At 66.6% G+C, this 14,794-nt stretch carries 12 protein-coding genes and 1 tRNA gene; 10 read left to right on the top strand and 3 right to left on the bottom strand.

Annotated features, from left to right (window positions below; translation table 11 throughout):
• Positions 1 to 63: 63 nt before the first annotated feature.
• From VKZ87_RS15025 to VKZ87_RS15015, 3 genes are all read left to right on the top strand, one after another.
• Positions 64 to 139, top strand: a tRNA-Phe gene (locus VKZ87_RS15025).
• Positions 140 to 262: 123 nt separating this feature from the next.
• Entirely contained in the window at positions 263 to 979 is a 717-nt protein-coding gene (locus VKZ87_RS15020) for a hypothetical protein (protein ID WP_324222076.1), read from the top strand.
• Positions 980 to 1,112: 133 nt separating this feature from the next.
• Positions 1,113 to 3,491, top strand: coding sequence for a mechanosensitive ion channel domain-containing protein (locus VKZ87_RS15015; protein ID WP_324222075.1), 2,379 nt, complete (start codon positions 1,113 to 1,115; stop codon positions 3,489 to 3,491).
• Here VKZ87_RS15015 and VKZ87_RS15010 read toward each other — a convergent pair.
• Positions 3,488 to 3,775, bottom strand: a complete 288-nt coding sequence (locus VKZ87_RS15010) for a hypothetical protein (protein WP_324222074.1) — start codon at positions 3,773 to 3,775, stop codon at positions 3,488 to 3,490. The two genes, VKZ87_RS15015 and VKZ87_RS15010, sit on opposite strands and share 4 nt — an antisense overlap.
• A gap of 400 nt (positions 3,776 to 4,175) precedes the next feature.
• Here VKZ87_RS15010 and dapC point away from each other — a divergent pair, with 400 nt between their 5' ends.
• From dapC to fghA, 4 genes are all read left to right on the top strand, one after another.
• On the top strand, positions 4,176 to 5,396 hold the full coding sequence (gene dapC / locus VKZ87_RS15005; protein ID WP_324222073.1) for a succinyldiaminopimelate transaminase: 1,221 nt from the start codon (positions 4,176 to 4,178) through the stop codon (positions 5,394 to 5,396).
• A gap of 96 nt (positions 5,397 to 5,492) precedes the next feature.
• The gene (locus VKZ87_RS15000; protein ID WP_324222072.1) at positions 5,493 to 8,003 is read left to right on the top strand and encodes a DNA translocase FtsK; all 2,511 of its coding nucleotides are present in this window, start codon (positions 5,493 to 5,495) and stop codon (positions 8,001 to 8,003) included.
• A 279-nt stretch (positions 8,004 to 8,282) separates the two neighbouring features.
• The gene (locus VKZ87_RS14995) at positions 8,283 to 9,395 is read left to right on the top strand and encodes an S-(hydroxymethyl)glutathione dehydrogenase/class III alcohol dehydrogenase (RefSeq protein ID WP_324222071.1); all 1,113 of its coding nucleotides are present in this window, start codon (positions 8,283 to 8,285) and stop codon (positions 9,393 to 9,395) included.
• An 8-nt stretch (positions 9,396 to 9,403) separates the two neighbouring features.
• On the top strand, positions 9,404 to 10,243 hold the full coding sequence (gene fghA, locus VKZ87_RS14990; protein WP_324222070.1) for an S-formylglutathione hydrolase: 840 nt from the start codon (positions 9,404 to 9,406) through the stop codon (positions 10,241 to 10,243).
• A 59-nt stretch (positions 10,244 to 10,302) separates the two neighbouring features.
• Here fghA and VKZ87_RS14985 read toward each other — a convergent pair whose 3' ends face one another.
• Positions 10,303 to 11,190 carry an alpha/beta fold hydrolase gene (locus VKZ87_RS14985; RefSeq protein ID WP_324222069.1) on the bottom strand — a complete coding sequence of 296 codons (888 nt, stop codon included), beginning with the start codon at positions 11,188 to 11,190 and terminating at the stop codon, positions 10,303 to 10,305.
• Between the two features lie 216 nt (positions 11,191 to 11,406).
• On the bottom strand, positions 11,407 to 11,730 hold the full coding sequence (locus tag VKZ87_RS14980) for a heavy metal-binding domain-containing protein (RefSeq protein ID WP_324222068.1): 324 nt from the start codon (positions 11,728 to 11,730) through the stop codon (positions 11,407 to 11,409).
• Positions 11,731 to 11,819: 89 nt separating this feature from the next.
• Between VKZ87_RS14980 and VKZ87_RS14975 the strand changes: the two genes are divergently transcribed.
• The 3 genes from VKZ87_RS14975 to sucD all read left to right on the top strand — a co-directional run bounded on the left by VKZ87_RS14975 (position 11,820) and on the right by sucD (position 14,763).
• Positions 11,820 to 12,506: an outer membrane lipoprotein carrier protein LolA gene (locus VKZ87_RS14975; protein WP_324222067.1), complete on the top strand. Its 687-nt coding sequence runs from the start codon at positions 11,820 to 11,822 to the stop codon at positions 12,504 to 12,506.
• 208 nt (positions 12,507 to 12,714) lie between these two features.
• On the top strand, positions 12,715 to 13,884 hold the full coding sequence (gene sucC, locus VKZ87_RS14970; RefSeq protein ID WP_324222066.1) for an ADP-forming succinate--CoA ligase subunit beta: 1,170 nt from the start codon (positions 12,715 to 12,717) through the stop codon (positions 13,882 to 13,884).
• Positions 13,885 to 14,763, top strand: a complete 879-nt coding sequence (gene sucD / locus VKZ87_RS14965) for a succinate--CoA ligase subunit alpha (protein WP_324222065.1) — start codon at positions 13,885 to 13,887, stop codon at positions 14,761 to 14,763.
• Positions 14,764 to 14,794: the final 31 nt, after the last annotated feature.

The raw sequence follows: 14,794 nt of genomic DNA, 5'->3' as shown, positions 1-14,794 counted from the left end.
AGGGTGGGGGAATTTGTCTATAACCCCGCGCCGTTGCGGCCTGTCAGGGCCTGAGACGCGTGGGCCCAGGTAGCTCAGTTGGTAGAGCAGAGGACTGAAAATCCTCGTGTCGGCGGTTCAATTCCGTCCCTGGGCACCATTTTCCGTGCATTTTGGCCATACACAAGCCCCTGCATGCTGACCTGCGGGTCCGTGGCGATTCTCCCCTCGCGCGCGCCGCAGGGAGAGGGACAAAGTCGGTTCACACGGCAGGAGAATAATCTTGGTCTTCCACGGGCGGATGAACTGCTCCCGCTGCTGGTCCGGCATTTCCGCCACGATGCAGGATTGTGGCCCTTTCCGGCTGATACGGGATCCCGGTCACTGGGGCGCGTCAGATCCCCATACCCTCGTGCTCGGGATCAGCAAGGGAAACACCCAGTCCACAGCCTTCTCCTCCGGACCTTTTGAACGCGTCGCCTTCAAGGGCATGCGGCACCGGGTGCTGGAGGTGCTTCAGGCGGTAGGGCTTCTGCCGAATGAAACCGCACAGGAATTCGAGCGGCGGTTCGAGCCGTCGGAACGCGACTTCGCTTTCGCAAGCGTGGTAAGGTGTTCCCTTACCGGAATGGACCGGAAGAAGGGTATCCATACCGCCGACAGTCCCAACGTCCTGCCCGCCTTCCGGTATGGAAGTCCGGGCAGGCATTTCGTCGACAACTGCGTTGATGAGCATCTGGTCGCGCTGCCCTCGCGAACGCGTCTGGTGCTGCTGCTAGGCAACACCGATGCGTATATCGAAAGCCTAGCGGGTGTTATCGCGCAGCGCCGGGGCCCGGTGACGAGAATCAACCCTGTGTCGTACCTGTCCGACGGCGTCCGCTTCGTGCATCTGGCTCATCCCTCCAGAGGCAATGGCCATTACGGCGCCTTCATTCGCGGTGAGGGAAGTGCAGGCCTGAAACGGGATCTGGCGCGGCAGGCGCTTGCTTCCGTGTAGCGCAGGCAGTGGTCTCCGGACTTCCGTCCCCGACGCTCCGAATCAGGATTTTCACGATGTTTCGGCGCGAATGTCGTGGAATATGGCCGTCCCCGGGGTGGCAAGCGCGGCCCTGCGGGCTAGACTTGTCGTCATGACCGACAGCCGCACGACTTCGATGCCGCGCCGGGCCGCCCGGCATTTCGCCGTCTTCCTCCTCCTGCTTGCCGCCTGCCTGTCCGCGCTGCCTGCGACGGCGCAGAGTCCGCTGCTGTCAGCGGTGCAGCCTGCGGCCGACTCCTCCTCGTCGCCGGCAACCGCGCCGGCGCCGCTTTCCGCCGCCGAGCTGAACGCCATTGCCGACCGGCTGCAGGACGAGGGCGAGCGCCAGAAGCTGATCGACACCCTGCGCGCGCTGGCCGCGGCCCGCGATGCGGCGGACGCCGGGCCGGCCGAGCCAACGGTCACGGAGGATCCGAGCCAGGCCATCATCGGCGGGGTGCTGGAGCAGATGCGCCGCGCCGGCAGCGCGTTTGCCGCGATGGGCGCCCTGTTCGCCGATCTTCCCGCCATCGCCGAATGGGCGCAGCGCCAGGTCGACGATCCGCGCCGCCGGGCGCTGTGGACCGACGCGCTGACCAAGCTCGGCGTCACGCTGCTGTCGGCAACCATCCTGTTCCTGCTCGCCCGCTGGGCGATCCGGCGGCCGCTGGCGGCCCTGCGCACGCCACGCGGCGTCATGCCGTCGGTCTGGCTGCAGCTGGTGCTGACCATCCTGCGCGCGATCGTCGCGCTGGTTCCGATCGCCGTCTTCGCCATTACCGCTTACGGCATGCTGGAACTGCTGGCATCCAGCGGCGGCACGCGGCAGCTCGCGCAGATCGTCGTCCTCGCCTTTGTCGCGCATTACGCCATCGGCATCACCGCCGACAAGATGCTGAACCAGGGCAAGCCGCTGCGCGTGCTGCGGATGGACGAGGAAAGCGCCCATTACGCGCTGCTCTGGGTGCGGCGGCTGAGCGCGCTCGGCATCTACGGCTACGCCGCGGTGCGCATCGCCGAGGTCGTCCGCATCCCGCCCGACGGCGTCGACACCATTGCCCGCCTGATCGCCTTCGCCTTTACCGCGCTGGTGGCGGTGCTGATCCTGCAGGTCCGCCAGCCCGTGGCGGCGCGCATCCGCGGCGACCGGCCGCTCGATGTTCCGGCGGGCGATGCCACGCCGGCGGAAGCCGCCGCCGCAACGCCCGGGACGGAAACGCCGCCGCAGCGCAGCCATACATGGCGGATCCTGCGCCACCGGCTCGGCGACATCTGGCACGTGCTGGCGCTGCTCTATGTCGCGGCGACCTACATGGTCTGGGCCTTCGCCGTCGAAGGCGGGTTCGAGATCATCCTGCGCGGCACGCTGCTCACCATCGTCATCCTGTTCGCGGCGCGCGTGCTGCGTTTCGGTGCCGAGCAGGGCTTCGGACGCCTGTTCGCGATCGGGCCGGAGACGCGCCAGCGTTTCCCCGGCCTGGAGGCGCGGGCCAACCGCTATCTGCCGCTGCTGCTCGGCGTGATCCGCACGGTGATCTACATCGTTGCCCTCTTCGCCATCCTGCAGGCCTGGGGCATCGACACGGTCGGCTGGCTGGCCAGCGAGGTCGGCCGCGGCATCGTCGCGCGTACCGTGACCATCCTGCTGGTGCTGCTGATCACGCTCGCCCTGTGGGAAGCGATCGCCACCGCCATCGAATACTACCTCACGCAGCCGGGGCCGGACGGCAAGCCGACGCCGCGTTCGGCGCGGGTCCGCACCCTGCTGCCGCTGCTGCGCCGCACGATCTCCATCGTGCTCGGGGTCATCGCCGGACTGATCGTGCTGTCCGAGCTCGGCCTCAACATCGCGCCGCTCCTGGCCGGTGCCGGCGTGGTCGGCCTTGCCATCGGCTTCGGCGCCCAGACCCTGGTGAAGGACATCATCACCGGCACCTTCATCCTCACGGAAGATACCGTCGCGGTCGGCGACATCGTCGATCTCGGCGGCAATGCCGGCGTGGTGGAGGATATCTCGATCCGCACCATCCGGCTGCGCGACTTCGACGGCATCGTGCACACGATTCCCTACAGCGAGGTGACGCGGATCAAGAACATGACCCGCGGCTATGCCCAGGCGGTGTTCGAGATCCGCGTTTCCTATCGCGAGAATATCGACGAGGTGATCGCGGCGCTGCGCGAATTGGGCGAGGAGTTCCGCGCCGAGCCGGAATGGGGTGCGCGCATCCTCGATCCCTTCGAGATGATCGGCGTCGATGCGCTGGATCCCTCGCATGTGCTGATCAAGGCGCGCTTCAAGACCCTGCCGGCGATGCAGTGGGGGGTGAAGCGCGAGTTCCTGAAGCGGATCAAGACGCGCTTCGACCAGCTCGGCATCCAGATGCCGTTTCCCCAGCAGACGGTCTGGTTCGGCGCCGACAAGGAGGGCGAGGCGCCGCCGCTGCGCATCCGGCAGGATACGCCGAAAGCCGAGCCCGATCCGGCGGGCTAGAGCGCGTCGCGGATCACGATCAGCCGCGCATGCAGTCCGTCATCGGCGATGCGCGGCAGCAGCTGGCTGAACGTCGTGGCGATGTCGCCCGCGGGTTCCGCTTCCGGCAGGGACGGAAAGGCGGCGCGAAGCTGCTTGGCCAGATCCTCGCGGCCGTCCCGCTCGAGTGCGGCGGCGATGGCCGCGGCCGCCGCGGCGATTTCCGCCGGCGTCAGATAGCCGCGATAGGCATCCGGCGCTTCCGAAAGCGAGCAGGCGGGCGAGGCGAGGCGGTCGTCATTCATGGCCGCAGTCTAGCACAGGCTAGTGAATCCCGCCTCGTCCTTTCGGTCCCGGAGTCCCGGGTGTGGCCGTTACCGGCCGCCAGCAAGGGAGGACAAGCTCATGGTCCGCCGCCCGGTTTTTTTGTGGTCAGTCCGCCACTGCCTGCCGGATCATCAGCACGCCAATCTTGTCCTGGGCATGAGCGGCAAAGCATGTGAGCGACAGCGCGGCAGTCGCAAGTATCGCGAAAAACGTACGACGATACATGAATCCTCCCGAGGATGAGGCCGGCACTGTAGAGACGCAGCTGGCAATCTGTCCATATGCCGTCCCGCGGGCGCTTGCCGGGCAGGTTCACCCCTTCTAGATTGCAGGAACTTGCTTGCGGCCCCGATTCGCGGGCCTTTCCATTGACCGGCCATGCTCAACCCCCGTCTCGACCTGCTGTCCGACTACCCCTTCACCAAGCTGCGCGCGCTGCTGGATGCCAGACCGCTGGCGCCGCACCTCAAGCCGGTGAACCTGTCGATCGGCGAGCCGCAGCATGCCATGCCGGAATTCGTCACCACCGAGCTGACCGCCGATCTCTCCTCGCTCAGCCGCTATCCCACCGCCAATGGCAGCCCCGAGCTGCGCGCCGCCATCGCCGCCTGGCTGAACCGCCGCTACAGCCTGCCGGAAGCGCTGATCGATCCCGAGCGTCAGGTCGTGCCGCTGAATGGCACCCGCGAGGGCCTGTTCATGATCGCGCAGGTCGTGGTGCCGGAGAAGAAGGGGCCGAAGGGCGAGCGCCCGCTGGTGCTGATGCCCAATCCCTTCTATCAGACCTATGTCGGCGCGGCGGTCGCGGCCGGCGCCGAGCCGTATTTCGTGCCGGCCACCGCCGAGAACGGCTTCCTGCCCGATTTCGCCGCGCTGCCGCGCGACATCCTGCAGCGCACGGCGCTCGTCTATCTCTGCTCGCCGGCCAATCCGCAGGGTACGGTGGCGAGCCTCGACTACCTGACGCGCCTGATCGAGCTGGCGCGCGAGCATGATTTCACCGTCGCCTTCGACGAATGCTATGCCGAGATCTACGACCAGGTGCCGCCGCCCGGCGGGCTGGAAGCCTGCATGGCGCTCTCGGGCGGGCGGATCACCGCCGACGCACTGAAGAATGTCGTGGTCTTCCACTCGCTGTCGAAGCGTTCCAGCGTGCCGGGCCTGCGCTCGGGCTTCTGCGCCGGCGATCCGGCAATCACCCAAGCCTTCATCAAGCTGCGCAATTACGGCTGCGCCGGGCTGATGATGCCGGTGGTGCAGGCCTCCACCGCGCTGTGGCGCGACGAGGCCCATGTCGAGGCCAACCGGGCGCTGTACCGGCAGAAATTCGACATCGCCCAGAGCATCATCGGCAACCGGTTCGGGTTCTACCGCCCGGCCGGCGGATTCTACCTCTGGCTGGATGTGGGGGATTCCGAGGCTGTGGCGAAGACGCTGTGGGAGGAGGCGGGCATCCGCACCCTGCCGGGCATCTATTTGACCCGGCCGGAAAACGGCGGCGAAAAGGCCGGAAAACCGTATCTTCGCGTGGCCCTGGTCGCCGATCTGGAGACCACCCGCGAGGCGCTTCAACGAATCAGTAACGTTCTCGGGCGTTAGATTCACAGGCTGGGGCGGATTCGACCCGGCACAGTAGGAGTCTGTCTGCAGTTATTATGGTTAACGGTTCCGATGGCGAATAGGGCGAGGCGGGGTATGGCGTCCAGGGCAAGGAAGAAGACGCGGTTCTTTCCCGACGGGTTCGACGTCTTCCTGCGGCAGCGCGCGGCCGAGGGCGGGGGCATCCTGCTGCTGGGGCTGGGCTTCCTGCTGGCGCTCGCGCTGGCGACCTTCAATCCGACCGATCCGAACTTCAATCACGCCACGCCGCTGCCGCCGCAGAACTGGCTCGGCCTGCCGGGCGCGTATATCTCCGACGTGCTGCTGCAGACCCTCGGTCTCTCGGCCTGGCTGCTGGTCCTGCTGCTCGCCATGTGGGGCTTCCGCATCGTTTCCCATCGCGGTCTGCCGCGCTGGTGGCTGAACGTCGCGCTTGTGCCGCTGACTCTGCTGCTGTTCTCCAGCTTTGCCGCCGCGCTGCCCGTCCCGACGGTGTGGAGCCTGCGCACCGGGCTGGGCGGCATCCTGGGCGACTTCATTCTCTATCACCAGCTGGTGCCGGCCGGCATGGCCTTCGGCATGCCGCAGAGCGCGGTGCTGCCGGCGACGCTCTGCTTCGGCTTTTCGGTGCTGGCCTTCTATTTCGCCTCGGGCCTCAGCATGGGCGAATGGCGCAGCATGGGCGCCAGCCTCGGTCTCGGGGCGGCGGCGACCACCGGCATCGCGGCGCAGGGCCTCTATCGCGGCAGCAAGGCCGTGGCCCGCGCCGGCCAGGAGGCGCCGGAAGTGGTCGGCGGCCTCTGGGCGCGCATCAGGGCGCTGTTCACCCGCGATGACGACGAGGACGACAAGCCGGTGCTGCGCGACCGCGAACCGGTGCTGAAGCGCCGCGCCATCGAGCCGGATGACGATTACGTCGAGCCGACCGGCTTCGGCGATGACGACGAAGACGAGGAAGAGGACGAAGACGAGCGCGATCTGCCGCGCCTGCCGGCCGCGAAAAAGGCCGACGAGGGCCGCGTCACGCGCCGCATCGAGAAGCCGAAGACCGGCACCCGCGCCGCCCGCGAGGCGCAGACCTCGTTCAATCTCGGCGACAGCGAATTCGAACTGCCGGAACTCTCGCTGCTGAAGCCGCCGCCGGCGGATTCCGCGCGCGAGAAGATCAACGAGGATGCGCTGGAGCAGAATGCGCGGATGCTCGAATCCGTGCTGAACGAATTCGGCGTCCAGGGCGAGATCACCAAGGTGCGCCCCGGCCCGGTCGTCACGCTCTACGAACTCGAGCCCGCGCCGGGCACCAAGTCGAGCCGCGTGATCGGCCTCAGCGACGACATCGCCCGCTCGATGAGCGCGCTGTCGGCCCGCGTCGCCGTCATCCCGGGCCGCAATGCCATCGGCATCGAACTGCCGAATGCCAGGCGCGAGACGGTTTACCTGCGCGAGCTGCTGTCCTCGGCGGAATTCGAGACGCCGTCGAACAAGCTGGCGCTGGCGCTGGGCAAGGATATCGGCGGCTCGGCGATCATCGCCGACCTCGCCAAGATGCCGCATCTGCTGGTCGCCGGCACCACCGGTTCGGGCAAGTCGGTGGCGATCAACACGATGATCCTGTCGCTGCTCTACCGTCTCACGCCGGACCAGTGCCGCTTCATCATGGTCGATCCGAAGATGCTGGAACTCTCCGTCTATGACGGCATCCCGCATCTGCTGGCGCCCGTGGTGACCGAACCGGGCAAGGCGGTCGTCGCGCTGAAATGGACCGTGCGCGAGATGGAGGACCGCTATCGCAAGATGTCGGAACTCGGCGTGCGCAACATCGCCTCCTACAACGAGCGCCTGGCGCAGGCCAAGGCAAAGGGCGAGACGCTCGGCCGTACCGTGCAGACCGGTTTCGACGAGGCGGGCAAGCCGGTCTACGAGGAGCGCCCGATCGACCTCAATCCGCTGCCCTTCATCGTCGTCATCGTCGACGAGCTGGCCGACCTGATGCTGGTGGCGGGCAAGGAGATCGAGGCGGCGATCCAGCGGCTGGCGCAGATGGCGCGCGCCGCCGGCATCCACCTGATCATGGCCACCCAGCGTCCCTCGGTGGACGTCATTACCGGCACGATCAAGGCCAACTTCCCGACCCGCATCTCCTTCCAGGTGACGTCGAAGATCGACAGCCGCACGATCCTGGGCGAGCAGGGCGCGGAACAGCTGCTCGGCATGGGCGACATGCTGTTCATGCCCGGCGCCGGCCGCATCCAGCGCGTCCACGGCCCCTTCGTGTCGGACGAGGAAGTCGAGCGTGTGGTGAAGGTGCTGAAGGAGCAGGCCGAGCCGGTCTATGTCGAGGCGGTCACCGAGGATGCGGACGCCAAGTTCGGCATGCCGGGCATGGGCGGCGAGGGCGGCGAGGAAGACAGCCTCTACGACCAGGCCGTCGCGCTGGTCTGCCGAGAGCGCAAGGCCTCGACCTCCTTCATCCAGCGCCATCTGCAGATCGGCTACAACCGCGCCGCCCGCATCATGGAGCGCATGGAAAAGGAAGGCGTGGTCGGCGCCGCCAACCATGTCGGCAAGCGCGAGGTTCTGGCCCGCAACATCGAGGCGGCGGAATAGGCGTGGTCGTCCGTTCCACGTGAAACGCAAAAGCCCGGCAGCGATGCCGGGCTTTTTTTATTGTCACGGCCCGGATCGTCATGCCCGGCTCAAGTCGGGAAGCCATCCCGGGCTTGCGCGTGACGGAACCGGTGCCTCCTCTGTCATGGCCGGGCTTGTTCCGGCCATCATGTCTTCGCCCGGGGCATGGCGCGCTGCGTGGTTTCACCGACGCAAGCCTTTCCTTTCGCGGGAAACGGGCTTTATCGTTCTGGAAAATCTTTCGGGAGGAGGAAGCCCATGGATGTGCGTGCCGCCGTTGCTTTCGAGGCGAAGAAGCCGCTTTCCATCGAGACGGTGAAGCTGGAGGGGCCGAAGGCCGGCGAGGTGCTGGTCGAGATCCGGGCAACCGGCGTCTGCCACACCGATGCCTACACGCTTTCGGGCATGGACTCGGAAGGCAAGTTTCCCTGCATTCTCGGCCATGAAGGGGCCGGCGTGGTGGTCGATATCGGTCCGGGGGTGACCAGCGTGAAGAAGGGCGATCATGTGATCCCGCTCTACACGCCGGAATGCCGGCAATGCGAATACTGCCTCAGCCGCAAGACCAATCTCTGCCAGTCGATCCGCATCACCCAGGGCCAGGGCCTGATGCCCGATGGCACTTCCCGCTTTTCCTGCCGCGGCGAAACCGTCTGGCATTACATGGGCACGTCCACCTTCGCCAACTACACCGTGCTGCCGGAGATTGCGGTGGCGAAGATCCGCGAGGACGCACCCTTCGACAAGGTCTGCTACATCGGCTGCGGCGTCACCACCGGCATCGGCGCGGTGATCTACACGGCGAAGGTCACGCCGGGCAGCAATGTCGTGGTCTTCGGTCTGGGTGGCATCGGCCTCAACGTCATCCAGGGCGCGCGCATGGTCGGCGCCAACATGATCGTCGGCGTCGACATCAATCCGGCCCGCAGGGCGATGGCCGAGAAATTCGGCATGACCCATTTCGTCAATCCGAAGGACATGAAGGAGGACGAGCTGGTGCCGTATCTCGTCAACCTGACCAAAGGCGGCGCCGATTACAGCTTCGAATGCATCGGCAACGTGAAGACGATGCGCCAGGCGCTGGAATGCTGCCACAAGGGCTGGGGCGAGAGCATCATCATCGGCGTGGCGCCGTCCGGCGCCGAGATCTCGACGCGGCCTTTCCAGCTGGTCACCGGCCGCGTCTGGAAGGGCTCTGCCTTCGGCGGCGCGCGCGGGCGCTCCGACGTGCCGCAGATTGTCGACTGGTACATGGACGGCAAGATCAACATCGACGACCTGATCACCCATGTCATGCCGCTGGAACAGATCAACGATGCTTTTGATTTGATGCATGAGGGCAAGTCGATCCGCTCCGTGGTCACTTTCTGAGGTTTCACGTGGAACGCATCAGGGACTGGGCCTGCTTCGGCGGGCAGCAACAGGTCTGGCGGCACCGCTCGGCGGTGCTCGACTGCAGCATGGAGTTCGCCGTCTATCTGCCGCCGCAGGCGTCAGGCAAGGCGAAGCTGCCGGTACTGTGGTATCTCTCCGGCCTCACCTGCACCTGGGAGAACATGACCGCCAAGGCCGGCGCGCAGCGCTATGCCGCCGAGCACGGCGTCGTGCTGGTGGCGCCGGATACCAGCCCGCGCGGCACCGACCTGCCGGGCGAGCACGAGGCGTATGATTTCGGCTCCGGCGCCGGCTTCTATGTCGATGCGATCGAGGCGCCGTGGTCGAAGCATTACCGGATGTATTCCTACGTCACCGAGGAACTGCCGAAGCTGGTGGCGGAGCATTTCCCCGTCGATGCGGGGCGCAGCGGCATTTTCGGCCATTCCATGGGCGGCCATGGCGCGCTGGTCTGCGCCCTGCGCAATCCCGGGCGCTACCGCTCGGTCTCGGCCTTCGCGCCGATCGTTGCGCCGAGCCAGGTGCCCTGGGGCGAGAAGGCGTTCAGCGGCTATCTCGGCCCGGACCGTTCCACGTGGAACCGCTACGATGCCACGGCGCTGGCCGCCGAAACCGGATGGAGCCGGCCGATCCTGATCGACCAGGGCAGCGCCGACGAATTCCTCGAGACCCAGCTGCGGCCCGAACTCATCGTCGACGCCTGCGCCAGGGTCGGCATCCCGCTGACCCTGCGTATGCAGCCGCATTACGACCACAGCTACTATTTCATCGCCAGCTTCATCGGCGAGCACATCGCCCATCATGCCGCGGCACTGAAGGGGTAAAGGATACAGATGTCATGGCCGGACTTGCCTGGCCATGACATGGTGTTTCACGTGAAACCTCACTCCGCCGCATCCGTGCGGAGGCCGAAGGCATCCGCCGGCGCGTCGGTCTCGACGAAATGCAGCAGCATCTCGTGCACGCCCGCATCGGTCATCAGGCGGCGATGGCCGATGCCGTCGAGGACGCGGAAATCCGCCCGCGGCCAGGCGGCGGCATTCTCCTGGCTGTGCCGCAGCGGCACGGTGCGGTCGTCGCGGCTGTGCAGGATCAGGCCGGGTGACGCGAGCTGGCGCAGCTTGGGCGGCAGATAGAGCGAATCCATGCTGCGGCCGACCAGGCGCTCGATCTCGGCGAAGGCCCTTGCCGTGCGCTGGCGGTTCAGCCCGTACAGTTTCATCAGCGCGCCGGCGAAAAGCCTCGGATGGTTCGGCGAGGCGAGGATCGCGAAGCGTCCCGCCCGCAGGCCCATCTCTGTGGCCGCAAGCAGGGCAGCAGTTCCGCCCAGCGAATGCGCGATCACCGCGCGGAAGGGCGTCAGGCCCAGCAGCTCCGCCTCGCGGGCCAGCGCCGCCACGGCTGCGGCCTGCACCGGCAGGCTGGCGAGCCTCGCCTTCGAGCGGCCATGGCCGGGCAGGTCCAGGGTCAGCACGCGATAGCCGCGCTGTACCAGCCGGTCGGCCAGCGGCGCCCAGCTCAGATGATCATCCTCCCAGCCATGGACCAGCAGGATGATCTCGCCGGCCGGATTCTCGTGCCGGCCGTAAAGCCAGGCGGCCACAGGACCGGACGGCGCCTCGACCGCCAGGGGTGTTTCACGTGAAACATATCCGGAACGACCGGGGGCCGGTCGGCGCAGCGGGACGAGGAACATGCAGGCGGCATGGCGTGCCGCCCAGCCGGGCGCGAGCCGGAAGGCGGCAGCGAGCAGCAGGCGGTTTGCCAGCACCTTAGAAATAATACGAATATTCGTTCTTTTCATAGGTGAAATGGGGGCCGGGGTGGACTGAGTCATGGCAAGATCCTTGGCGCGGGTGCGCAGAGAATGAGCTTATCGAACGTTCGGACTATTTCAAGTGTAAATGGCCAAAGCCTCATCAGACCTTTGGACCGGCTGTCGTTCCGAAACGCAGCCGGGCTTCTGTACGGAGGAGGCTGGCCCGGATCAGCCGAGCTTCACCGCCGTGCCGCTGGCCGCCACCATGAGCATCTGGCGGTCGTTGCCGCCCAGCGACTGGTAATCCAGGTCGAGGCCGACGACGGCATCGGCGCCAAGGGATTTCGCCTCGTCGGTCATGCTCTCCAGCGCCAGCGCCTTGGCCCGGCGCAGCTCCTTCTCGTAGCCGCCCGAGCGGCCGCCGAGGATGTCGGTGATGCCGGCGAAGAAGTCGCGGAAGATGTTGGTGCCCATCACGGCCTCGCCGCTGACGATGCCCAGATAGGCGGTGATCTTCCGGCCTTCGACGCTGTAGGTGCTGGTGACGATCATGCGGGGTCCTCTCGCTGGCGCTCCGGATTGCCACGGAAAGGTAAGCTGCCGGCCTTGATTTCGCCATGGGGCACGGGTACGCCCGGGCCATGGCATCGATCCTTCCCGACCGCTCCCAGAACCGCCGCCGCTTCGTGCTGGCCATGGCGGTGCTCGCCGCCGCCTTCAGCCTGTCGCTGCCGACGCCCTATGCAGCGGCGCAGACGGCCGCGAGGCTGACCCAGGAAGACCGCGAGGACCTCAAGCGGGTGGCCGGCTATTTCAACGAGATCCGGACCCTGAAGGGGCGCTTCCTGCAGGTCGGGCCGGAGGGCAATGCCGCCGAGGGCCAGATCTGGCTGCGGCGGCCGGGCCGCTTCCGCTTCGAGTTCGACCCGCCGGTGCCGCTGCTGATCGTTTCCGACGGTGCCTACATCATCATGGAGGACCGCGAGCTGCGATCCGTCGAGCGCATCCCGCTGAGCGCCACGCCGCTCGACCTGCTGCTGCGCGAGACGGTGGATTTCGGCGAGGGGGTCGGCATTTCCAGGGTCGAGCGCGGCGCCGCCATCCTGCGCATCACCCTGTTCGAGCCCTCCCGCCCGAAGGAGGGCGAGCTGACCCTGGTCTTCGGCGACAAGCCGCTGGAATTCGCCGGCTGGACCGTCACCGACGCCCAGGGCAAAACCACCTCGATTTCTCTCAGCCAGCTCGACTTCAACCCTGAGCTGCCGCTCCGGCTGTTCTCCCACGGCGACACGCCGGCCCAGATGCGGGAGCTGATGCGCCGACGCTGAGCCGGAGCCGGGCCTCCGGCCGGGGCGCACCCTGCCGCGCGCGTCAAAGTGTGACTCCGGTGCAAGTCCGTGAACTTTCGTCGAAAAACCCGCCCGGGGACGGGGAGCAAAGGTTGCGGCATTTCGGCAGGCTGCTATAACCTCGGCCCCGAACGGCAATCCGCATGACCGGGGCCTTCGCCCCTGGTCCGAAACCCGTAAGGTCAGCATGAATATCCATGAATATCAGGCGAAAAGCCTGCTCGCGAAATACGGCGTTGCCGTTCCCCGCGGCGGAGTCGCCTTTTCGCCCGACGAGGCCGTGACCGTCGCCCGCCAGCTCGGCGGCCCCGTCTGGGTTGTAAAGGCCCAGATTCATGCCGGCGGCCGCGGCAAGGGCGGCGGCGTCAAGGTCGTCAAGTCGCTGGACGACGTGAAGGACCAGGCCAGCAAGATGCTGGGCATGACCCTGGTGACCCACCAGACCGGCCCCGAGGGCAAGCTGGTCAAGCGCCTCTATGTCGAGGAAGGCTGCGACATCCAGCGCGAGCTCTACCTGAGCTTCCTGGTCGACCGCGCCACCTCGCGCATCACCGTGATGGCCTCCACCGAGGGCGGCATGGAGATCGAGGAGGTTGCCGCCAAGCACCCCGAGAAGATCCTCAAGGTTGCCATCGACCCGGCCTCCGGCATGCAGCCGCATCACGCCCGCCGGATCGCCTTCGGCCTCGGCCTGGAGGGCAAGCAGGTCCAGTCGGCGACCAAGTTCATGCTGGCGATGTACGAGGCCTTCACCGGCCTTGACGCCTCGATCGTCGAGATCAACCCGCTGGTCGTTACCGGCGCCGGCGACATGATCGCGCTCGACGCCAAGATGAACTTCGACGACAACGCGCTGTTCCGGCACAAGGATGTCGAGGACATGCGCGATCCGGACGAGGAGGACGCCTCCGAGCTGGAAGCCGCCAAGTGGTCGCTGAACTACGTCAAGCTGGACGGCGAGATCGGCTGCATGGTCAACGGCGCCGGCCTCGCCATGGCGACCATGGACATCATCAAGCTGTACGGCTCCGAGCCGGCCAACTTCCTCGATGTCGGCGGCGGCGCCACCAAGGAGCGCGTCACCGCGGCCTTCAAGATCATCCTCAAGGATCCCAACGTGAGGGGCATCCTGGTCAACATCTTCGGCGGCATCATGCGCTGCGACATCATCGCCGAGGGCGTGGTGGCCGCGGCCCGCGAGGTGAAGCTCAGCGTGCCCCTGGTCGTCCGCCTCGAGGGCACCAATGTCGATCTGGGCAAGAAGATCATGGCCGAGAGCGGCCTGCCGATCATCTCTGCCGACAATCTGGCCGACGCCGCCGAGAAGGTCGTCAAGGCTGTGAAGGGAGCCAAGTAAATGGCTGTTCTCGTCAACAAGGACACCAAGGTCATCTGCCAGGGCATCACCGGCAGCCAGGGCACCTTCCACACCGAACAGGCGATCGCCTACGGCACCAGGATGGTCGGCGGCGTCACCCCGGGCAAGGGCGGCACCACGCATATCGGCCTGCCGGTCTTCAATACCGTTGACGAGGCCGTCGCCAAGACCGGCGCCAATGCCAGCGTGATCTACGTGCCGCCGCCGTTCGCGGCCGACTCGATCCTCGAGGCCATCGATGCCGAGATCCCGCTGGTGGTCTGCATCACCGAGGGCATCCCGGTGCTGGACATGGTGAAGGTCAAGCGCGCGCTGAGCGGCTCCAAGACCCGCCTGATCGGCCCGAACTGCCCCGGCGTGATCACGCCGGGCGAGTGCAAGATCGGCATCATGCCGGGCCACATCCATCGCCGCGGCAAGGTCGGCATCGTGTCGCGCTCCGGCACGCTGACCTATGAGGCGGTGGCGCAGACCACGGCGGCCGGCCTCGGCCAGACCACCTGCATCGGCATCGGCGGCGATCCGGTCAACGGCACCAACTTCATCGATGCGCTCGACCTCTTCCTGGGCGATCCGGAAACCGAGTGCATCATCATGATCGGCGAGATCGGCGGTTCGGCCGAGGAAGACGCCGCCGAGTTCCTCAAGAAGAGCAAGGTGAAGAAGCCGACCGTCGGCTTCATCGCCGGGCGCACCGCACCTCCGGGCCGCCGCATGGGTCATGCCGGCGCGATCATCTCGGGCGGCAAGGGCGACGCCAACACCAAACTGGAAGCCATGCGATCGGCGGGTATCCGCGTCTCCGAGTCTCCGGCGGCGCTCGGCACCACGCTGGTCGATCTGTTGAACGGGAAGTAGCAGAGCAGAAAGGGCGGCGCCGACTAACAAG

The sequence above is a fragment of the Ferrovibrio sp. genome, assembly GCF_035304305.1.
Lineage (GTDB): Bacteria > Pseudomonadota > Alphaproteobacteria > Ferrovibrionales > Ferrovibrionaceae > Ferrovibrio.
The sequence above is the reverse complement of the archived record's forward strand: the minus strand, read 5'-3'. Positions and strand labels throughout refer to the sequence as shown.